Origin of the sequence: Rhodonellum sp. (assembly GCF_030656585.1) — a bacterium.
GTDB lineage: Bacteria > Bacteroidota > Bacteroidia > Cytophagales > Cyclobacteriaceae > Rhodonellum > Rhodonellum psychrophilum.
In genome coordinates this window covers 157,681-178,377 of record NZ_JAUSPP010000013.1, presented here as the reverse complement: position 1 = coordinate 178,377, position 20,697 = coordinate 157,681, and the positions used below count along the sequence as shown (strand labels likewise).

18 protein-coding genes are annotated in these 20,697 nt (G+C 42.2%); 5 read left to right on the top strand and 13 right to left on the bottom strand.

Features of this window, described 5'->3' with window-relative positions; genetic code table 11:
* Positions 1 to 452: 452 nt before the first annotated feature.
* The 6 genes from Q7J63_RS02470 to Q7J63_RS02445 all read right to left on the bottom strand — a co-directional run bounded on the left by Q7J63_RS02470 (position 453) and on the right by Q7J63_RS02445 (position 7,405).
* Complete coding sequence (locus Q7J63_RS02470; RefSeq protein ID WP_304883815.1) at positions 453 to 1,058, bottom strand: DUF1080 domain-containing protein; 606 nt, start codon at positions 1,056 to 1,058, stop codon at positions 453 to 455.
* Positions 1,055 to 1,822, bottom strand: a complete 768-nt coding sequence (locus Q7J63_RS02465) for a DUF1080 domain-containing protein (protein WP_019597595.1) — start codon at positions 1,820 to 1,822, stop codon at positions 1,055 to 1,057. Before Q7J63_RS02465 ends, Q7J63_RS02470 begins: the two co-directional genes overlap by 4 nt.
* Before the next feature lies 1 nt (position 1,823).
* Entirely contained in the window at positions 1,824 to 3,167 is a 1,344-nt protein-coding gene (locus Q7J63_RS02460; RefSeq protein WP_304883821.1) for a Gfo/Idh/MocA family protein, read from the bottom strand.
* A gap of 583 nt (positions 3,168 to 3,750) precedes the next feature.
* Positions 3,751 to 4,518 carry an ABC transporter substrate-binding protein gene (locus tag Q7J63_RS02455; RefSeq protein ID WP_304883814.1) on the bottom strand — a complete coding sequence of 256 codons (768 nt, stop codon included), beginning with the start codon at positions 4,516 to 4,518 and terminating at the stop codon, positions 3,751 to 3,753.
* A gap of 65 nt (positions 4,519 to 4,583) precedes the next feature.
* Positions 4,584 to 5,651, bottom strand: coding sequence for a M20/M25/M40 family metallo-hydrolase (locus Q7J63_RS02450; RefSeq protein ID WP_304883813.1), 1,068 nt, complete (start codon positions 5,649 to 5,651; stop codon positions 4,584 to 4,586).
* A gap of 170 nt (positions 5,652 to 5,821) precedes the next feature.
* Complete coding sequence (locus tag Q7J63_RS02445) at positions 5,822 to 7,405, bottom strand: acyl-CoA carboxylase subunit beta (protein ID WP_019597591.1); 1,584 nt, start codon at positions 7,403 to 7,405, stop codon at positions 5,822 to 5,824.
* Between the two features lie 169 nt (positions 7,406 to 7,574).
* Between Q7J63_RS02445 and Q7J63_RS02440 the strand changes: the two genes are divergently transcribed.
* The 4 genes from Q7J63_RS02440 (at position 7,575) to Q7J63_RS02425 (ending at position 12,384) form a co-directional block, all read left to right on the top strand.
* Positions 7,575 to 8,543 carry a hypothetical protein gene (locus Q7J63_RS02440; protein WP_019597590.1) on the top strand — a complete coding sequence of 323 codons (969 nt, stop codon included), beginning with the start codon at positions 7,575 to 7,577 and terminating at the stop codon, positions 8,541 to 8,543.
* 46 nt (positions 8,544 to 8,589) lie between these two features.
* Complete coding sequence (locus Q7J63_RS02435) at positions 8,590 to 9,660, top strand: Ldh family oxidoreductase (protein WP_304883812.1); 1,071 nt, start codon at positions 8,590 to 8,592, stop codon at positions 9,658 to 9,660.
* A 254-nt stretch (positions 9,661 to 9,914) separates the two neighbouring features.
* Positions 9,915 to 11,285, top strand: coding sequence for a Gfo/Idh/MocA family protein (locus Q7J63_RS02430; RefSeq protein WP_304883811.1), 1,371 nt, complete (start codon positions 9,915 to 9,917; stop codon positions 11,283 to 11,285).
* Between the two features lie 370 nt (positions 11,286 to 11,655).
* The gene (locus tag Q7J63_RS02425) at positions 11,656 to 12,384 is read left to right on the top strand and encodes a DUF4397 domain-containing protein (RefSeq protein ID WP_304883810.1); all 729 of its coding nucleotides are present in this window, start codon (positions 11,656 to 11,658) and stop codon (positions 12,382 to 12,384) included.
* Positions 12,385 to 12,450: 66 nt separating this feature from the next.
* Here Q7J63_RS02425 and cysM read toward each other — a convergent pair whose 3' ends face one another.
* From cysM to Q7J63_RS02405, 4 genes are read right to left on the bottom strand one after another with little or no spacing between them, the layout of a single operon-like run.
* The gene (gene cysM / locus Q7J63_RS02420) at positions 12,451 to 13,329 is read right to left on the bottom strand and encodes a cysteine synthase CysM (protein WP_019597584.1); all 879 of its coding nucleotides are present in this window, start codon (positions 13,327 to 13,329) and stop codon (positions 12,451 to 12,453) included.
* Positions 13,316 to 14,158: a serine O-acetyltransferase EpsC gene (gene epsC, locus Q7J63_RS02415; RefSeq protein WP_304883809.1), complete on the bottom strand. Its 843-nt coding sequence runs from the start codon at positions 14,156 to 14,158 to the stop codon at positions 13,316 to 13,318. The genes cysM and epsC overlap by 14 nt, the downstream gene beginning before the upstream one ends.
* Positions 14,159 to 14,178: 20 nt before the next feature.
* Positions 14,179 to 14,739 carry a hypothetical protein gene (locus Q7J63_RS02410; RefSeq protein ID WP_304883808.1) on the bottom strand — a complete coding sequence of 187 codons (561 nt, stop codon included), beginning with the start codon at positions 14,737 to 14,739 and terminating at the stop codon, positions 14,179 to 14,181.
* Complete coding sequence (locus tag Q7J63_RS02405) at positions 14,720 to 15,007, bottom strand: septum formation initiator family protein (RefSeq protein WP_019597581.1); 288 nt, start codon at positions 15,005 to 15,007, stop codon at positions 14,720 to 14,722. The genes Q7J63_RS02410 and Q7J63_RS02405 overlap by 20 nt, the downstream gene beginning before the upstream one ends.
* A 196-nt stretch (positions 15,008 to 15,203) precedes the next feature.
* Here Q7J63_RS02405 and Q7J63_RS02400 point away from each other — a divergent pair, with 196 nt between their 5' ends.
* Positions 15,204 to 17,999 carry a glycosyl hydrolase gene (locus tag Q7J63_RS02400; RefSeq protein ID WP_304883807.1) on the top strand — a complete coding sequence of 932 codons (2,796 nt, stop codon included), beginning with the start codon at positions 15,204 to 15,206 and terminating at the stop codon, positions 17,997 to 17,999.
* 68 nt (positions 18,000 to 18,067) lie between these two features.
* Here the strand turns inward: Q7J63_RS02400 and Q7J63_RS02395 are convergent, their stop codons facing one another.
* From Q7J63_RS02395 to Q7J63_RS02385, 3 genes are all read right to left on the bottom strand, one after another.
* On the bottom strand, positions 18,068 to 18,622 hold the full coding sequence (locus tag Q7J63_RS02395) for a porin family protein (RefSeq protein ID WP_304883820.1): 555 nt from the start codon (positions 18,620 to 18,622) through the stop codon (positions 18,068 to 18,070).
* A gap of 144 nt (positions 18,623 to 18,766) precedes the next feature.
* A complete protein-coding gene (locus Q7J63_RS02390; RefSeq protein WP_304883806.1) occupies positions 18,767 to 19,138 on the bottom strand; it encodes a response regulator in 372 nt (123 codons plus the stop codon).
* A gap of 140 nt (positions 19,139 to 19,278) precedes the next feature.
* On the bottom strand, positions 19,279 to 20,667 hold the full coding sequence (locus tag Q7J63_RS02385; protein WP_019597577.1) for a sodium-dependent transporter: 1,389 nt from the start codon (positions 20,665 to 20,667) through the stop codon (positions 19,279 to 19,281).
* Between the last annotated feature and the right edge of the window lie 30 nt (positions 20,668 to 20,697).

Here is a 20,697-nt window from a genome sequence, read left to right as displayed (position 1 = left end):
GTATCGCGCAATCGTTTTTGTTTTTTGTCTTACAGTACTTCAATGAACTTCTCCCGGACTTTTCCGGGCTCGTGATGTCGCCATCCCCAATCTTTTCCACTCTTCGTTTTCAAGCGGGTTGCAAAGGTAAACAATTTGTCTTTCCTCGCAAGATTTAATTTTAAATATTTTCTTTCCCGTTTTACCGTTCTGAACACTTCCCCTCTTTTGGGATTGCAAAGGTGCAAAAGAAAATCTATTGTCCAAAACCTTTTCCTGAAAAAACATGGTCTCTAATTACAACACCACTGATAATCAGTGAAAAAAATACAGCCTGTTTTTGAGGGTCAATTTATTACTTCAAATTTATTTATGAAGGATGGAAAAAAAAAGAGTCTTTTTTAAAAAAAGCCTACACTTTTTCTAAAAAAGACCCTAAAAAGCATCTTGTATGAGAATATCCGGGAAAAACCTTAAAGAGGTTTTAAAACTATATTTCTCCAGTAAACCTTGATTCCGCCTCCGTCATGGATTTGAAGTAAAATTCCTCCTTCGCCTTGGCCTATTTTCTCATCGGTATAATCCACCATTTCCGTGCCGTTAAGATAAGTGGTCACTCTATCTCCCATGACAACAATCTTCATTTTATTCCAATCACCATATTTCAGGGCTTTATCTTTCTTAGGATCCGGTTTGATCAACCATCCTCTCCCATAAGACTCATATATCCCACCGGTGTCATGTTTTGGGGGCGCCACTTCTACCTGCCATCCCGAGACTTTAGTGCCATCCACAGTCGATCTAATGAATACGCCACTGTTTCCGTCCGCCTCCTGTTTGAATTCAAGATTTAATTCAAAATTCTTATAATGATCTTTGGTTCCCAAATACCCATATTCCTTATCGGGACCACTTTCGGAAATCAAAAGACCATCCTCCACGTACCATTTTTCTGTACCATATATCTCCCAGCCCGAAAGGTCCTTTCCGTTGAATAAGGAAATCTCCTTATTGGTATCACAAGAAATAAACAACAAAAGCCCGAAGACTGTCAAAGCACTCTTTAAAATCGATTTCATAAGTTTCTAATTTTCATATTTTTAAACCATACTGCACTTCCGTGATCCTGAAGGGAGATCATGCCGCTCTTGGATTTGGCATATTCAGGGAAATCATCCCATTTGCCACTGTTCCTTCGGGCATTCCAATCTTCTGAATAGGGTATAAATTCAACGGTCTTCTTTCCATTAAGCCAATAACTTGATCCTTTCTCTGAGGAAATGATTTTCGAAATGTTCCATTCCCCAGCAGGTTTTACGACTCCTTCATAATCCGGGTCATACATTCCATAATCGGCACCGATGGATTGCCAAGCTTCCAAAGGCTCAGGAAACCCCAATTGATCGATCACTTGATACTCCGGTCCTGTATAATAGGGAGCCTTAAAATCTGGCCCCTCTACCACATGGTAAAAAACGCCACTGTTTCCACCCGAACCGATTTTCCATTCAAAGATCAATTCAAACTCGGAAAATTCGACTGGCGCGAAAACAATATCACCTCCAATATCTCCGCCTTTTCCCAAACCTTTTAATGCTCCCTCTTCGACAATCCAGCCTTCGGGAAAGGAATCTCCATTGTAGGACCTCCACCCATCGGTGCTTTCACCATCAAACAAAAGCATCCAGCCTTCCCCTTTTTCTTCCTCAGACAGGGAATTGTCTGGAAGGACCTCAACCGCCTCCATTCCTTCTACCTCGGTGGTTTCGTTCGTTTTTTCTGCACCGCAGGCAGACAACAAAGCAAAGATCACCACCCCGGTAACTATTTTAGTTTTCATCATATTAGATAAGCTTCATGTTTTTTGGATCCCAATTGATAAATTTATTCTGGAAATAACTGTCGTTACACAACAATGCCGGTGCTGCAGCCCGAAATCCAAAAACCGGGTCTTCTGCGACAGTGCCTCCTGTTCGAATGGCATTGAAGAAGTTGGCAAAGTGATCGTAGTGCGCACCTTTGTAATTCTTTTCCGCGGCATAGGTGGTTTCCCTAGGCGGTAAAATCTTGGCTCTCCCCTCTGTTTCACCCCTTAATTTGGCCTGCTCCTTCAAAAATGGATCATCATCTTCGGCATTGCTGTTCATTTTCACAACCACCTCTTCCCATTTCACATCCATAGATCCTTTTGTCCCCACTATTCTAAGATAAGTAGTTCCACTGGTACCATCCACGAAATTACATCTCAACGAAAGATTGAATCCCGGGTGCTGGGGAGAATCCGGATAATCAAAAGTACCCAATAGGACATCCGGCACTTCTCTCCCGTCCTTCCAATATCTCAAACCTCCCATAGAGGAGATCTTGGTTGGCCCGAGTGAATTGGTAATAAAATGAAGGCTGGAAAACAAATGGACAAATAAATCCCCAGACATTCCTGTGCCATAATCAAGATAATTTCTCCACCTGAAAAATCTCAAGGGATCCCATGGCCTATCCGTGGTATTTGAAATGAATTTCTTCCAATCTACTGTCTTTTCATTTCCATCTGCCGGGACATTGTATTGCCAGGCTCCTTCAGGGGAATGACGCGCCCAAAATCCTTCCGCATAGACAATGTCTCCAATGGCCCCTGCTGCCAATAACTCCTTTGCCTTTTCGTTGCCTAAAGAGGATACACCCTGGCTACCAATCTGCATTATTTTTCCGGATTTTTTCCATGCCTCGATCACCTCCGCTCCTTCTTTTACAGAATGGACCATCGGCTTTTCACAATAAACATGTTTTCCGGCGCCAAGTGCATCTATACTGATCTGTTTGTGCCAATGATCTGGAGTACCTATCAAAACAGCGTCAATGTCTTTTCTCTTGAGCAACTCCTTATAATCACTTGTCAAAAACAGATGATCCCCCCATCTTTGCTTTGCTGCTTCTTGCCTTCCTTTGTATAGGTCGCAAACAGCCACAATTTCAACATTCGGGTGTCTGAGTGCAGTCGTCATGTCTTCTACCCCCATGATACCCGCTCCGATCAATCCCAATTTGATGGGAGATCCCTCTTGAAATGCAGAGTTCCTTTGTAAAAATGATTTTATATTGGGTTCATTAGCAAAAGCCATTGGGGTAATTGCAGCAGCTGCTCCTGTTAATCCCAGCTTTTTGAGAAAAAGCCTTCTGTTGTTGGTCATGATATTAGGTTGATTTGTAAGTTTCATTTTCAAATTGAAACCAAAAGTTAATTAATTTTTTTAAAAAAGTATTCCCTTATGATTGATATTTTTATGAACGGGCTCCCGAAAAGTATTTCATTGCTATTTTGCCATTTGATCGCATCGATGATAATTCCCTTTTATTTACCGGACCCAAAAATATATCAAAGCAGAAACCGGTAAGCAACACGATTTTTACCAGAAATATGCATTGGCCTTCCTAATGGGGATGGAAACTACAAGAAAATCAGACTGTTTGTAGAATTAGGCTTATAACCGATATGATGAAGTCAAAAAAACGCAAACAAAGACTGATGATTAACCAATTTCAAAATGGAGTTGAATTGGCAATCCTCAACACGGGTTTAATCCAAATTTATCCCCTCTCATTAAAACATATAATTCATTCCCTTTAGAAATCTCGCAGACTTGGATGGAATCGTCATCTGAATCCTTACCTCTTTTGACACCAAAAAATCCAAAAATTGATACTCAAGGTAATAAACATTCATGGATGAGTGATCATAGGGTGTTTATTGGGCTTCTATTTTTCTCTTTGGGTCTAAAAATCAGCAAGCGTCTTTTTGAAATATCCAGCGGCATGTCTCAATCGGCTACCATACCATGAAAAAATCTCCCCATCAACAATAAATACCTGAGCAGTTGGATTTGACTTTTTAAATTCTGCAATATGCTTTTCCTTAAAAGGAAAAGGTTCAGAGCTCAGAAAAAGAAAATCAGGCTTCAAAGACCTGACTTCCTCCAAGCCCACCTCAGGATATCGAGAAACTTCCATTAGATTTTGGAAGCCGGCTTTGGTCAGCATGTCGTCTATAAACGTGCCTTTTCCCGCGACCATGAGTGGATCCTTCCAGATAAAGTATAAAACTGAGCCCCTGTGCGGAATTTTGAAAGTGAAATCATTTTGAATTTCAGCAACCAACTTCTCCGCATTTGACAAGGTTCCCGTAATCTCCCCTATCCCCCTCATCATGGCAAAGGCGTCTTCAAGGTTAGCGATATCACTCATCCAAACGGGATACTTATCCGCTAAAGCATCTATTCCTTCTTGGTAATTCTCTTCTTTATTGCCAATGATCAGATCGGGTTTTAATCCATCGATTTTATCAAAATGAAAATTCTTGGTCCCTCCAATGATGGTTTTGGTTCGTTTAAAATTTTTTGGATGCACACAAAACTTGGTCAATCCTACAATTCTATCCCCCAAACCCAAATCCACCAGCAATTCTGTCTGAGAAGGAACCAAAGAAATGATCCTTTCGGGAATTCCTTTCAAAACAATGGTTCGATTAAGTTGATCCGTGAACATTGGCTTTTGGGGGTTGGAAATAAAAACACCTTTGAAATCCGATGATTTCAAAGGTGTTTTAAGCTTTAGGAAATATATTTAAAATCAAAACCAGGATCCAAGTCTTCCAGAAATCCGAGGATCAATGCAATCACATTTTCGATATCGTCTTTGCTGGCGGTTTCCACAGTGGTATGCATGTACTTCAATGGTAAGGAAATCAATGCGGAAGGCACACCCTCATTCGAATAAGCGAAAGCATCAGTATCCGTACCTGTACTTTTTGAGGCCGCTGCCCGCTGAAAGCCTATTGTCCTTTTATTGGCAGAATCGACAATCAGATCCAGTAATTTCTTGTGGACCGATGCGCCATAAGTAAGTACCGGTCCTTTTCCTGCGGTAAGATCACCACTGGCAACCTTACTGTACATCGGAGCTGTGGTGTCATGGCAAACATCAGTGATCACAGCAAGATTGGGTTTGATTTTAGCAGCAATCATTTGAGCGCCTCTAAGCCCTATTTCTTCTTGGACAGCATTGACGATATACAAGCCGAAGGGAAGTTTCAAGCCGGATTCATGAATCCTTTTGGCAACTTGAGCGATCATATAGCCACCAATCCTGTTGTCTAGGGCTCTGCCGGAATAAAATTTATGATTCAACTCAATGAGCTCATCCTTGAACGTTGCCACGCAACCTACATGGATCCCCATTTTTTCCACCTCGTCTTTTGACCTTGCCCCCACATCTATAAAAATATTGTCAAGGGTGGGCGTTTCCTCTTTTCCTTCTTTCCTGGTATGGATGGCAGGCCAACCAAATACTCCTGAAACAATTTTATCGGCTGTATGGATATTGACCCGCATGGATGGGGCGATCATGTGATCCGATCCGCCATTTCGCCTTACATAGATATATCCTTCTGCGGTGATGTAATTGACAAACCAGCTGATCTCGTCGGCATGGGCTTCAATGACAACTTTAAATTCTGCCTCTGGATTGATCACTCCAACAGCAGTGCCATAGTTGTCAGTGAAATGGGTGTCCACGAAAGGTCTGATGTAATCCAGCCAAATCTGTTGCCCTGAAGCTTCAAATCCAGTTGGGGAGGCATTGTTTAGGTAAGTGTATAAAAACTCTTCGTTTTCTGTCATGGTTTTGAATAAATATGGGAAGTAGGTGAATTCGATTCATGACTGATTATAGGCTGAATCTTAATTCTTTTCCCAAAATTGAATTTTGATTGTATTATCTGTTTAACCGCTACACTTCTTTTTCGTTCAACAAATCTGTACAAGGCCCAACAAAAGACAATACTTCTGCATTATAAAGGGATATTCCCGTGCTTCTTCCTCGGCAGCTTATCGACCTTGTTTTCGAGCATTTTGAATCCCCTGATTAGTTTTTCACGGGTTTGGGAAGGCAAAATGACTTCATCGATAAATCCTCTATGTGCAGCGCGGTACGGATTGGCAAATTTGGAAGTATATTCCTCTACTTTCTCCTGTAGTTTAGCTTCAGGATCCACTGCTTCCGCAATTTCCCTTTTGAAAATGATTTCTGCAGCCCCTTTTGCCCCCATCACGGCTATTTCAGCAGTTGGCCAGGCAAAGTTCAAATCCGCTCCGATATGCTTGGAGTTCATCACATCGTAGGCTCCGCCATAGGCTTTCCTGGTGATTACTGTAATCCTTGGAACAGTAGCTTCAGAGAATGCATAGAGTAATTTGGCTCCATTGGTGATGATCCCATTCCATTCCTGATCCGTCCCTGGAAGGAAACCCGGCACATCCACCAATACCAACAAAGGGACGTTGAAGCAGTCACAAAACCTGACAAACCTCGCCGCTTTGACAGAGGCGTCATTGTCCAGGACCCCGGCCATGGATTGTGGCTGATTCCCAACCACTCCGATACTTCTTCCGGCTATCCTTGCGAATCCAACTACAATATTGTCCGCGAAATTTTTATGGACTTCCAAGAAAGATTGCTCATCCACAATCCCAGTGATTACTTCCCGGATGTCGTACGGTTGGTTTGGGTTTTCTGGAATAATCGTATCCAATGAAATCCTGCTTTCATCCTCTTTCATTTCATAAGGATAAACGGGAGCTGTATCCTCACAATTTTGAGGTACATAACTCAGCAATTGCTTGATATGCTGGATACATTCCAGTTCATTGGCACAGGCAAAATGGGTCACCCCGCTTTTAGAACTATGGGTACTGGCGCCCCCGAGTTCCTCTGCCGTCACATTTTCATGGGTGACGGTTTTGACGACATTAGGCCCTGTCACAAACATGTAGGATGTGTTTTCGACCATCAAGATGAAATCCGTAATGGCTGGTGAATAAACAGCTCCTCCCGCACAGGGTCCCATTATGGCGGAAAGCTGTGGAATCACTCCGGAGGCCAAGGTGTTCCTATAAAAAATATCTGCATAGCCACCCAAGGAAACCACGCCTTCTTGTATTCGAGCTCCTCCGGAGTCGTTAAGACCAATCACAGGAGCTCCGTTTTTCATGGCCATATCCATGATTTTGCATATTTTTTCGGCATGTGTTTCAGAAAGAGAACCCCCAAAAACGGTAAAATCCTGAGAATAAACATAGGTCAACCGGCCATTGATTTCTCCATATCCCGTAATTACCCCGTCTCCCAAGTAATGTTCTTTGTCCAATCCAAAATCCTTTGCACGGTGCATCACAAATTTGTCGATTTCCTGAAAACTGCCTTCATCCAAAAGGAAATGGATACGTTCCCTTGCAGTAAGCTTTCCCTTTTTATGTTGCGCCGCTATTCTGGCTTCGCCTCCGCCAAGAAGTGCTTCTTCATTTTTCTGATTGAGCAGCGCTATTTTATCCTTATTGCCTGGCAACGTATAAACACCTTTGATTTGGCTATCCATGATTCTAAAGTTATTTGGTTTTGTTCAAATATAAGGAGGGTATGATTATTGATGAAATATTTATTCATGAACCTAATATCATTTTTATAGAAAGCTGATTTTTAGTGATCTATTGATCTTCCTTTTTAAATAAACTTTCTATATTCGCACAACTAAATTTCAAGCCGTCATGGGTATAAGAAAGACAGCTATCATTGACATGGGGACCAATACATTTCATCTGTTATTGGTGCACTTGTCTGTGGACAATTTTGAAACAATTTTTAAGGAAAAGATACCCGTAAAAATTGGTCAAGGGGGAATAAGTCGAAACACTATCACACCTGATGCCCAAAAAAGGGCTATTCATACCCTTCAACATTTCAAAAATCTAATTGACGGGGAGGGTATCCAAGAAATATATGCCTTTGCTACCAGTGCTGTAAGAAATGCAGACAATGGTCAGGATTTTGTCCAAATAATAAAGGAGCTGATCGACATTGATGTGAAAGTAATCGACGGGGAGCAAGAAGCACATTTGATTTACGAAGGAATCCGATTCAGCGGCTCTCTCAACGGAGACACCAATCTGATGATGGATATCGGAGGAGGCTCTGTGGAATTCATCATTGGAAACGATCAAGAAGCTTTTTGGAAACAAAGTTTTGAAATTGGGGGGCAAAGAATGTTGGATCTGTTTCATTACCATGACCCAATTCTCCCGGAAGAAGTGGAAAAGCTCACCGATTTTTTGGGTGAAAAACTGATTGATCTGGTTTATGCCATTTCAAAATTCAAACCCACGGGTTTTGTAGGTGCATCTGGCACATTCGATACACTTTCGGATATGTATTACGCTGCGCTTCACCAATCAAAAACGAACCGTGAGAACGTCTTTCAGTTGCCAAAGGAAGAGTTTGAAATCATCGCAGAAAAACTCCTTACGCTAAACAAAGAAGCCCGCCTTAAAATACCCGGGATGATTCCCATGCGTGTGGACATGATCGTAGTGGCAAGCTGTCTGATCACGTACATACTGAGATTTGTCCCTGTAGAAACTTTGATTTGCTCCAATTATGCCTTGAAAGAAGGTGTTATTGCCCAGCTGATCAAAAAACACTCCCTTTGGGAAAATACTATCCTAAAGGAAAACCAATAAAAGACCGGGAAAAATCCGGTTTTCATCCATTGACTTTAATCATAGAATGAAATTCTCTTTCGAACAATTATTCAAATTCACCAAAAGCATTTTCATAAAAATCGGCTGCCCCGAAGAAGAAGCAGAAACAGCTGCAAAGGTATTGCTCTCTGCAGACCTTCGCGGGGTGGATTCCCATGGAGTGGCGCGTCTTTCTGGCTATGTCAGGTTGTGGGAAGCCAATAGAATCAATGCCAAACCCTCCATCAAAATCATACACGAAACCCCAAGCACTGCTGTGGTCGACGGTGACGGCGGATTGGGCCTGGTCGTTGCCCCTTTTGCCATGCAGGTGGCCATTGACAAAGCAAAAATAGCAGGGACAGGATGGGTCTCGGTAAAAAACTCCAACCATTACGGCATTGCCGGCCAGCATGCCATGATGGCATTGGAACATGACATGATCGGGATTTCCATGACGAATGCCAGCCCTCTGGTCAGCCCTACGTTTTCGACGGAGAGATTGCTCGGTACCAACCCCATAGCAGTGGCGATTCCGGCAAAATCCCAACCTCCATTCGTCGCTGACTTTGCCTCCACCACTGCCGCAAATGGCAAACTGGAAATATTGAAAAGAAAAAGTGAAGAAGCGCCTCTTGGCTGGATCCAGGATAAAAACGGAAATCCTACCACCAGTCCGGATGGTGTAAAGGATGGGGGGGCATTGTTGCCCCTTGGCGGAGATCGGGAACATGGTTCGCACAAAGGGTATGCCTTAGGCGCAATAGTGGATATATTCTCGGCAGTACTCTCCGGCGCGAATTATGGGCCTTGGGTTCCTCCTTTTGTAGCTTTTCTTCAGCCTGACCCCAACCCTGTAGGTGAAGGTCTTGGTCATTTTTTTGGTGCCATGCGCATAGATGCTTTTAGGCCAGCCGATGAATTCAAATCCAATATGGACATCTGGATCAATCGCTTCAGAAAAGCAGAGACCATTTCCGGCCAAGAAAAAGTCCTGATCCCTGGTGATCCTGAAAGGGAATTGGAAGCGGAAAGGAGATCAATTGGCATTCCTTTGTTGAAACCCGTTGAGGAGGATTTAAGGGCTTTGGGAGAAAAATTCGGAGTGGAGTTTTAGCAAAAAAACAATCAAAATTTTCACGGAGTCAAGGGCCAATGAATACAGTAGGATTCATTGGCTCTTGACTTTAGTAGCTTTATTTTTTATCCCCCCTTTATCAAGGGAGAAATATAAAAACGTTTTTACGCATAAAACCTTTGCAATATTCCATTTCTTTCAACCACCCATCAAATCCGATTTGTTTGGTTTTGACCTTTTTGTAAATTGAATGGTGTAATCTCAAATCCATGCCTAAATTAACCCAAAAACCTATGAATTCCACATCTCTGAATCGCCGTCAATTTTTGAAAGAAAGTTCCGCCGCCACACTTGTCTTGGCCAGTATGGGCATGATGAGCATGGATTTCATCAAGACGGAAAAGCCCCTTAGCGTAGCCTTAATCGGCACAGGCTGGTACGGCAAAAGCGACTTGTTTCGTCTGATACAAATTTCAGATGTTGAAGTGGAAGCGCTTTGCGACGTAGATAGCAATCTTTTGAAGGAAGCCGGAGAAATGGTCTCAAAACGACAAAAATCAGGAAAAACGCCAAAGCTTTATAAGGATTACAGAGAATTGCTCGCCAATCACAAATTGGATATTGTGGTTATCGGGACACCCGATCATTGGCATGCGTTACAAGCCATCGCCGCCATCCAATCTGGAGCGCATGTGTATCTTCAAAAGCCAATATCTGTTGATGTCATTGAAGGAGAGGCGGTAGTCGCTGCTGCAAGAAAATACAATAAAAAAGTACAGGTGGGTGTTCAGCGAAGAAGCACCCCCCATTTGATAGAATCCAAAAAGAAAGTAATCCAAGGAGGAATGCTGGGCAAAATCTCACACGTGGAAATATGCTGTTATTATCACATGAAGGCCAATGGAAATCCCCCTGAACAACCTGTACCGGATTTTTTGGATTATGAGCTCTGGACAGGACCGGCACCATTGCGGCCATACGATGGAATCCCGCATACCCGCTGGTGGAGAACTTTTATGGAATATGGAAATGGCATCATGGGAGATATGTGCGTGCACATGTTTGACTGTGTCCGCTGGATGCTGGACCTGGGTTGGCCGAACAAAATCAGCTCCACTGGCGGAATTTATGTCCAAAAAGAAGGGAAATCCAATATTTCAGATACCCAAACCGCCCTTTTTGAATACAATGAAATGAATGTGGTATGGCAACACAGAAGCTGGGGCAATCCTGTGGATCCTGACTATCCTTGGGCATTCAAGATTTTTGGCGAAAAAGGTATGCTGGCAGGAAGTCCGATGCGTGCAGATTTCACGCCTTACGGAGATGGGGAAAAGATCCACTGGGATGCTTTGTATGAAAAAGAAGAATATCCCGAAGATTTGAAAGAGGACCGAATTGAACTCCAAGCTGCTCCTGCGACCAGAAGGCAATTTCAAAACCTAATCCAGTCCATGGAATCCGGAGAAAAGCCTGTAGCAGATATCTTGGAAGGTCATATTTCATCCGCTTCTTGTATTCTCGCCAATATTTCCATGGAACTGGGGAGGCCACTGATCTATGACCCCGTGAAAATGGAAATTCCCGGTGATCCGGAAGCAACCGCTTTGTTGCGAAGACCTTATAGAAGCCCTTGGATACATCCAGAACCCAATAAAGTATGATCATAAATGCAGGAAGCAGCCCATATCAAGGGCTGCTTTTTTTACGGGCGCAATTTTTTAGATTGAATTCCCTACCTTATGTTCGTACACATTAATATTTTTTAACCCTTGACATCCACTACGATTCAATCCAAGGATGTATCTACCTGACAATCAATATATTGTTTATTTCTTCTAACTTCATCCTAATGTTGTCAGAAATTAGTCTCCCAATAGTCTGATTTTCTTGCAGTTTCAAAACCCCTAAAAAATCTATTGAATATTTCGGGTTAAACAGCATCTCCTGCTGTAGCATTTATGCATTTTGATACGTTATGGTACCATAAGGTTATTACATAAAAAAATGATCCACGCCAAATTCAACCAAACAATGAAGCCATTGCAAAAAATGATCCGCGCCAAAACCTGGAAGTTCTTTTCCTTGCTTTTTGTATTGGGAATTTCCACCCTCTTGACCGCTTGCCTGAATGATGATGATGACAATCCACTTCCTCCCGCTGCTTATGTATCCTTTTACCATGGTTCTCCAGATGCACCTGGATTGGATATTTTCGTTGATGGCAGAAAAATCAACAACAATCCCTTGAATTACAATGAAACATTACCCTATCAACCATTTTTTCTAGGAAAAAGGAATTTCAGGTTCACTCCCCCAAATGCAGTAAACAGCTTATTGGATTCTGAAATCACATTCGAAGCGGATAAAACTTATTCCATTTTCATCTCTGATTTGTCGAGCAACCTGAAAACATTGGTTTTGGAGGATGATTGGGAAACCCCCACCGCAAACAATGCAAAAATCAGATTTGTGCACCTTTCTCCCGATGCCGCGGATATTGAGGTCGAGATTTCTGGAACAGCAGGACCTTTTGGAGATACATCGGATTTCTTAAATGCGAGTGATTTTGTGAATTTCGAAAAAGGTGTCTTGGACATCACCGTCAAATCAAAAATTACCAATGAAATATTGGTAAGTGCAAATGATGTGGAAATCAAGGGAAAAAGAGTTTATACCCTGGTTCTTCGAGGACAAAAAAGCCAGGCAAGTGGTGACAAACAACTCAGTCTCCAATTGCTTACCAATTTCATTCAATTCTAGGGGATCTTGTTGTCCCTGAAAAAATCAAACCCCAGAAGACTGCTTGGTTTTTTGGGGTTTATTTTTTTATCCAAATAAATCGGAGCTCAAATATCGGTCTCCCCTGTCACAGGTAATACATACAATCAAGCCCGACTCCAGCTCTTCTGCTATTTTTAGCGCAGCGAACAAAGCTCCACCACTGCTCATACCAGCAAGAATTCCTTCTTCTTTCGCCATTCTTCTGGTCATCATGGTAGCCTCGAGCTCACTGACGTCTACGATTCTATCCACTCTTGTCGGGTCAAAAATCTTTGGCAAAAACTCGGGCGACCATCTTCTGATTCCTGGGATATTTGACCCATTGGTGGGCTGGGTTCCCACAATTTGGATATCGGGATTTTGTTCTTTCAGGAATTTTGAGACCCCCATAATGGTGCCGGTAGTACCCATCGCCGAAATAAAATGGGTGATTTTCCCTGCCGTATCTTTCCATATTTCCGGTCCTGTAGTCGAGTAATGTGCCAGATAATTGTCAGGGTTGGAAAATTGGTTAAGCATAAAATACCCTTCATTTTCGGCCATCTCTTCGGCCAATTCCCGGGAATATTCAATGGTTTTCGCTGCTGGGGTCAGAATGACCTTGGCACCATAAGCCTCCATCGAAATCACTCTCTCTTTGGTTGAATTATCAGGCATGATCAAGGTCATTTTCACGCCCAATATATTTGCCACCATAGCCAAAGCGATGCCTGTGTTTCCGCTGGTTGCCTCGACCAACTGATCTCCTTTTTTCACATCTCCTCTTTCAAGGGCTTTACTGATCATGTTGTAGGCTGCACGGTCTTTTACGCTGCCCGCTGGATTTTGTCCTTCAAGTTTGCAAAAAATAGAGACTTTGGGCTTGACTGGGATTTGGATCAACTCCACCAATGGCGTGTTGCCTATGAGTTCAAATAATTTCATTTCCGGTTTTTAAAATGTACATATCCGTTGAATCCGTTCCATCCACATACATTTTGGTTTGGTAATAGATCTTGCTGTTTGGGGGAATGCTCTTGGTCAGCCATACATTTCCACCCACAACAGATCCTTTTCCAATAATGGTTTCCCCCCCAAGAATGGTAGCTCCTGCATAGATCACAACATTATCTTCTATCGTGGGATGTCTTTTTTTATCAGCATCTTCTTTGTTTACACTGAGCGCTCCAAGGGTGACACCTTGGTAAATTTTAACGTGATTGCCAATGCGCGAAGTTTCCCCGATCACCACACCCGTCCCATGATCGATACAAAAGTGGTTTCCTATATTGGCACCAGGATGAATGTCAATGCCCGTCCTGCCATGGGCAAATTCCGTGATCATTCTTGGGATCATGAAGATTCCGGCTTTGAAAAGGAGATTGGCTATTCTGTAAGCTGCTATGGCATAAAAGCCCGGGTAACTCCTGAGTATTTCAGTACGTGATTTTGCCGCCGGATCTCCTGCAAACATCGCATCCACATCCTGATGGATCAAATCATAAACCTGACCAAGATCGTAAAAAAAGGTTTCTGCCAATTTTTGTCCCTCTCCTCTGTGAAGATGAGGGTTATTGGTCAAGATAGTTGAAAATCTGGCTTTAAGGTCCTCTAATCTGGACTCAATTTGCGTTTTTTCATGCAAAATTTCCACAGCATATTCCGGGAAAAGCACTCCCAGAAGTTCCTCGAAAAAATTATGAATCAATTTGGGAGATGGACATTTTGAACATTCCTGATGAGATTTGAAAATTTTATCGACAAGGGTTTTCATGATTACAAATAAAGGGGAAATTACAACACAAAACCCACCCTTATGACATAAGGTTCATTGTATGGAGATCTTTGGTTATCGTAAAGAAGATTGTAGAGGAAGGTGAAATTTGCACCACCTCTATTCCCAAAAGGGGCAAAATATCCCGCCCCAACAAATAAAGAAGGGACCCACTGCCTTTCAAAAACCTCCGTTCTCCTGTTGTAAAGGTCAAAATTCAGGGCTTCATATTCCGTATGGGCAAAAATATTGGGGAAAACATTGTATCTCAAAAAAGTCCTTCCACCATAAAGATTGCTGTTTCCCCCTGCAAATCTTTTGTCCTGGAAGTATTGGTAGGTCATGCCCACCCCTCCTGAGAATTTTTCAGTGAGCATTATTCCAACCAGTGGAGAAACATCAATAAAGGTAATGGTCCCGAATTGTGCGGCAAAATTTCCGCCATAGTACAACCGGTCCTTTATTGGAGGCTTCATTTCTGGGTCATATTCTCTTTGGGAAAATCCTTCACTGATCCCAAACAAAAAAAACATTCCTACAAATGCAATATTTAAAAATCCTTTATTCTTTGACAATGACATACAAATCTTCGGTTTTTCTTTTCATCAAATACCTTTCTCGTGCAAATTTCTCCAAAAGATCATTGTTACTCATCAGCTCCTCTCTGTCCGCTTTGATGACTTCCTTTTTATCTTGGTAGAATTCTTTCTGTTTTTTCAACTCGCTCAATTTGGACCCCAATCTAAACTGACTGACAAAGTCATTGGAATCAATAAATAGCATCCACAATATGAACAGTAGCGTAAAAACAAAATAAAAGTTCTTGGAGTATTTTAAAAACTTGCCCATGGGATTGGTAGATAATTTAAACAAATATAGAAAATTGAAATGAGATCGCGCAAAACAAGACAGTTTTTGGAGGATCTGATAACCCTACCTTTATAACGCCCTTTCCCCTACCATCCTCATTTAGCTCATTTTATCTAAATTTCAAACGAAATCATTCTGGTTTTATTTATATTCATCTCAAAATAAACCAAGAAATATGAATACAAATCTACGCCGATTAGGGGCATGGTTCATCTGCATGGGATTTGGCATGGGCATTCCCACCCTAAATGCCCAACAGATCAAACCATCCACCTCCAAGGCACTTCAGGAAGCCGTCAAAAAACATCAAGAATTAAATCTGGAAACACCTTTCTCCCAATTCCCAGTAAGAAATGTGGGACCTACCAATACCAGTGGTAGAATCGTGGACATTGAGGTCAGTCAGGATTTTAAAACCTACTATATCGCCGCCGCCTCGGGTGGAGTTTGGAAAACAGAAGACAACGGTCAATCCTTCCTTCCTATTTTTGACCATCAAGGTGCGCTTGGCATTGGGGACATGGCACTTTCTCCTTCCGATAATAATATTCTATGGGTGGGGACGGGAGAAAACAATTCCAGCAGATCCACCTATGCAGGTTCTGGCGTGTATAAATCCACAGATGCCGGCAAAAATTGGGAATTTATGGGCCTTCCCTTTTCCCAGCATATTGGTCAAATCCAGATCCATCCCAGTAATCCGGATATCGTTTGGGTCGGATCCATGGGCTCATTGTATTCCAAAAACGACGAAAGAGGACTTTACAAAACCACCGATGGTGGGAAATCCTGGGAAAAAACATTGTACATCGACGACAATACCGGGATCATTGATATCAAAATTGATCCTTCGAATCCCGACGTCATGTTGGCTTCCTCATGGGAGCGCATGCGCCAATCCCATGATTTTGTAGGCAATGGAAAAGGGTCTGCCATCTGGCGTTCGGTAGATGGTGGAGACACTTGGAAAAAAGCGATGGGCGGATTCCCCCAGGATGAATTCGTGGGTAGAATCGGTTTTGATTTCAGCCTTTCCAACCCAAAAATAGTGTATGCTTTGCACGATTATCAAAAAGCCAAAGAGAGTCAGGAAGGACCAAGAGCCCCCGCCGAAAAATCAGACGACCTCACCATGGAGAGCTTTTTGACGATTTCAAATTCGGGAATAGAGAACCTTGAGGATGAAAAACTGAACAAATTTTTGCGAAGCAACCGATTCGCGACAAAGTATAATGCATCGGAAATAAAAAGACTGGTGCGCCAGGGCAAAATAACACCGGCGCAGATCGCGAACTATAATGGTGAGCTAAAGGATGCAAACTCAATATTGTTGAGCAGCTCAGTGATCGGGGCTGAGGTTTATCGGTCTGAAGATTCTGGTATTTCTTGGAAAAAAGTCAACCAACCTGGGCTGGACCGTGTGTACAATTCGTATGGCTACTATTTTGGAGAAGTCCGAGTGAGCACGGAGGATGAAAATGAATTGTTTATTTTGGGTGTTCCATTGCTTGTCTCAAGGGATGGGGGCCAATCATTTGCCAATACGGATTCGATTGGGAACGTGCATTCCGATCATCAGTCCATGTGGATCAATCCAAAAGATGCAAAGCATATCCTTCTGGGAACAGATGGCGGTCTTTACAGTACTTTTGGAGGAGGTGCAAGATGGGACCATCTCAACAAACAGTTGACCATCAGCCAGTTTTACTCTGTGATGGTGGATGAAGCCAGTCCATACAACATTTATGGGGGCATGCAGGACAATGGCGTTTGGTACGGGAAATCGACAGATAAGCCTGAAATTCCATGGAAATCCCTTATGGGCGGAGATGGAATGGTGGTAGCCGTGGATACCAGGACAAATGATGTCGTTTACACGGGTTTTCAATTTGGCAATTATTTCAGAATCAATACTTCTACCAATGAACGTAAATCAGTAACCCCATCACATGACATCGGAAACAAACCAAATCGATGGAATTGGAGAACGCCCGCAACGCTGAGCAAGCACAATCAGGACATCTTGTATATGGGCTCGCAGTACGTGTACAGAAGCCTTGACCGTGGAGACACTTGGGAAACCATTTCACCTGACCTGACCAAAAACCAGAAAAGCGGTAATGTCCCCTTTGCTACACTCACTGTCTTGGAAGAATCGCCATTACAGTATGGGGTAATGTACGCTGGCTCAGACGATGGCAATCTGTGGATCACCAAAGACCATGGAATTACTTGGACCGATATTGCAAAAGGATTGCCTCAAAATCGTTGGGTGAGCAGTGTGACGCCATCCTCGCATGAAGAGGGTTTGGTTTATGTGACTTTGACAGGATACAGGTTTGATGAGTTCACTGCCTTTGTATATCAGAGTAGGGATTATGGAAAAACATGGACGTCCATCTCCGCAAGCCTGCCTGCAGAAGGTGCCAATATCATCAAGGAGGATCTTAAAGACCCAAACATCCTCTATTTGGGTACCGACCATGGCCTTTATGTTTCCTTGGATGGTGGCGTAAATTTCTCTTTGGTTCAAGGAACTATGCCAAACGTTTCCATTTATGACATGGTCATTCAGGAGAAAGAAAATCATCTGGTGGTGGCTACTCACGGAAGAAGCGTTTATGTGATGGACCTTTCACATTTCCATAAAATCGGGGAAAACACAAAGGAAATTCTCTCCTTGGAGATCCCTGAAATCCGGTTGAATTCGAGATGGTCAAATCCAGCTTATTCTGGAGCAAAACCTTCTCAGCAAATTCTGTATTATGTAAAAAATGCAGGAACTGTCCAATTTGTGATCAAAAATGACAAACAGGAAACCGTTAAGTCTTGGAGCCAATCGGCCAAAAAAGGAATCAACAAGACCGAGTGGGATTTGAAACTTGACAAAGAATTGATTCCAAAAGGTAAATACACACTGAATATTTCGAATTCTGGAGGCTCCGAGGAAAGCCTATTTGAAGTGAAGTAAAAATCAACACCATAAAAAAACCAGACCTTTAATTTCCCAGGTCTGGTTTTTTTTATGTTTTAACTTTTTTAGAAAAGCCTAAAACCAGCGGACAAAACAATTTGGTTTTGCCTTTGGTCGGTTTCAAAACCTGCTACGCTCTTGGAGTTTTTACCCAAGGAACTCTCGTATTTCAAATCCAGTATCAAATTGCCAATATCCAAGCCTACCCCAGCTTGATATCCAATGGTTGCATTTCTATAATCCACATCCTGAGCCACCTGAACGGCGTCCTCTATTTTGTAATCCAATAAAATACTTGCAATGGGGCCTGCTTGCAACCTGAAAAAATTCGCGACCTTAAATCCCAGCATCATGGGGATATCCAATCTATTGAAACTCGCATCAATATTGCGCTCTTCTCCAGCGTCATCTTTTTGAATTATTTGCCCCCCTGTGTTGGTGTAGAGAAATTCAGGTTGGATAAAGAACGAACTGCCACCCATCCTGACAAAAGCACCAACGTGATATCCAAGTTTACTGTCTCCTGATGAATATCCTTCCCCATTCACGGCAATATTCCCTTGGGAAACTCCCACTTTGGGACCAATTGAAAAATCCTGAGCCATTGCGGATCCCATCATGCCCAAAAACGAAACTACTAGAAAATATTTTTTCACAAACCTGATTTTTTTTTCCATTTAGAAAAGTAAATCTCCCCATTTTGGCAAGACAATAACACACTAACCAAACGACGGAAAATATAATTTCGTTTGGCTATGAGGGCTTTAATTTAGTGATTTATTTAAAAACCCTTTTGCAATGTCAAATAATTCATGAAAATCCATCGGTTTGGGTAAAAGCCGATCAAATGAAATTAAGCTCGATTTCCTGAAATAATCAATGTCCCCTGCCGTAAACCCAATAATCGGGATGTTGCTGACGGATTTATTCAATTTGATTTCAGCCAAAAGCTGAATGCCATCCATCTCTGGCATCATGATATCGGTTATGACAAGCTTAAACCCTGGCACACGCAACAATATCTCCATGGCTTCAATTCCGTTTTTAGCGGTGAAAACCAAATTGTTATCTTTTTCAAACAACTTTTGAAGTATCAATCTATTGATAGCATCATCGTCGACAACCAGTATTTTCATTAGATCTCCCTTTAAAACGCATTTGAATGCACGAATATCTAAATTTTATATTTAAAAAGCATATTTTTATATGTAAATAAAAAAAGAGACGATAAATCGTCTCTTTTTTTATTTACATATAACTCAAACAATTGATTTGATCATCCTCCTTCTTGTGGTTTTCCAAATACACCCAGCAAATCCATCAAAACAAGGGCAATAACGATAGGGCAAACCCATTTAATAAAGAATATCCATGTGGTCCTCAAAGCCCCTTTAAATACAGGTGATCCAAGGCTCAATTCATCTGCAAAATCCCCGATTTTCTTGGCCCAACCCGTATATAAGGCCAGCATCAAACAAATCACAACAACTGCAAATGTCCCAAACACAAAATCCATTATACTAAAGAAGCCTTTTTGGGGATCCCCCAAAAATGTCATCTCGAGATCCTGAAAATAATTTCCCTCAATCGAAGAAAGTGCAGACGGTATAGAAAGTGCAAACGCACCCAAACCGATGGTCCAAGCTGCCTTTTTCCTACTCCATTTTTTCTCATCAATCAGGAAGGATACCGGTACCTCCAACATGGAAATACTTGAAGTCAATGCTGCCACCAACAACAAAACAAAGAATAGCGCACCAATGAGGTTACCACCAGGCATGGCATCAAATACCAATGGAAGGACTTCAAAAACCAAAGCCGGTCCACCAGCAGGATCTTTCCCTGGCAGCAAGGCAAACAAGGCAGGGAAAACCATCAAGCCGCCCAACAAGGCAACTGAGGTATCCATCCCTGCTATCCAACCGGAAGAGGCTACGATATTGCCGCTTTTGGGTAGATAAGAACCGAATGTGATCATCAAACCCCAACCGACAGACATCGAGAAAAAAGCCTGACCTAAAGCTTGTAAAATTACTTTTGCATTGATTTTGGAAAAGTCAGGGTATAAATAATATTCGATACCTGCGCTAGCGCCTTCAAGCGTAACCGCTCTTCCTGCTATAAAAATAATGATGATGAACAAAACAGGCATCAAAAATTTAGCTGCTTTTTCAATCCCTCCAGAAATACCTCCCAATACCACCCCGATGGTCATCAAGATAAATAAAAGACATAGGGGAATGACATACATTGGTGTTTGTTGAAAATCCTCGAAATCAATAGGGATATTGATCAATTCCGTGAAAATATAACCAATCGTCCAGCCTGCAATGACTGAATAATAACTCAAAACACAGAAACAAACCAAAATACAAAGTACTCCGGCAAGTTGCCAAAATCGATTTCCTCCTGTTGCCCTGATGGCACCTACGGGATTTTTTCTCGAGATTCTTCCCAGAGCGATTTCATTAAGCAATAGTGGCAGTCCAATCAACAACACACAAAGGGCATAAACAAAAACGAAGGCTCCACCACCGTTTTCTCCGGTCAAGTAAGGAAACCTCCAAATATTACCCAATCCAACAGCCGAACCAGCTGCTGCCATAATAAAACCTAAGCTTGAGCCCCACTGGCCCCTACCTTCAGTATTTGAACTTACTGCCATACTTTACCGATTTGTTGATTTTATAAGAAA

Coding starts and splice junctions, on each gene's coding strand:
- Q7J63_RS02470 (WP_304883815.1), bottom strand. CDS start 1,058: ATGAAATCGATTTTAAAGAGTGCTTTGACAGTCTTCGGGCTTTTGTTG.
- Q7J63_RS02465 (WP_019597595.1), bottom strand. CDS start 1,822: ATGATGAAAACTAAAATAGTTACCGGGGTGGTGATCTTTGCTTTGTTG.
- Q7J63_RS02460 (WP_304883821.1), bottom strand. CDS start 3,167: ATGACCAACAACAGAAGGCTTTTTCTCAAAAAGCTGGGATTAACAGGA.
- Q7J63_RS02455 (WP_304883814.1), bottom strand. CDS start 4,518: ATGTTCACGGATCAACTTAATCGAACCATTGTTTTGAAAGGAATTCCC.
- Q7J63_RS02450 (WP_304883813.1), bottom strand. CDS start 5,651: ATGACAGAAAACGAAGAGTTTTTATACACTTACCTAAACAATGCCTCC.
- Q7J63_RS02445 (WP_019597591.1), bottom strand. CDS start 7,405: ATGGATAGCCAAATCAAAGGTGTTTATACGTTGCCAGGCAATAAGGAT.
- Q7J63_RS02440 (WP_019597590.1), top strand. CDS start 7,575: ATGGGTATAAGAAAGACAGCTATCATTGACATGGGGACCAATACATTT.
- Q7J63_RS02435 (WP_304883812.1), top strand. CDS start 8,590: ATGAAATTCTCTTTCGAACAATTATTCAAATTCACCAAAAGCATTTTC.
- Q7J63_RS02430 (WP_304883811.1), top strand. CDS start 9,915: ATGAATTCCACATCTCTGAATCGCCGTCAATTTTTGAAAGAAAGTTCC.
- Q7J63_RS02425 (WP_304883810.1), top strand. CDS start 11,656: ATGAAGCCATTGCAAAAAATGATCCGCGCCAAAACCTGGAAGTTCTTT.
- cysM (WP_019597584.1), bottom strand. CDS start 13,329: ATGAAATTATTTGAACTCATAGGCAACACGCCATTGGTGGAGTTGATC.
- epsC (WP_304883809.1), bottom strand. CDS start 14,158: ATGAAAACCCTTGTCGATAAAATTTTCAAATCTCATCAGGAATGTTCA.
- Q7J63_RS02410 (WP_304883808.1), bottom strand. CDS start 14,739: ATGTCATTGTCAAAGAATAAAGGATTTTTAAATATTGCATTTGTAGGA.
- Q7J63_RS02405 (WP_019597581.1), bottom strand. CDS start 15,007: ATGGGCAAGTTTTTAAAATACTCCAAGAACTTTTATTTTGTTTTTACG.
- Q7J63_RS02400 (WP_304883807.1), top strand. CDS start 15,204: ATGAATACAAATCTACGCCGATTAGGGGCATGGTTCATCTGCATGGGA.
- Q7J63_RS02395 (WP_304883820.1), bottom strand. CDS start 18,622: ATGATGGGATCCGCAATGGCTCAGGATTTTTCAATTGGTCCCAAAGTG.
- Q7J63_RS02390 (WP_304883806.1), bottom strand. CDS start 19,138: ATGAAAATACTGGTTGTCGACGATGATGCTATCAATAGATTGATACTT.
- Q7J63_RS02385 (WP_019597577.1), bottom strand. CDS start 20,667: ATGGCAGTAAGTTCAAATACTGAAGGTAGGGGCCAGTGGGGCTCAAGC.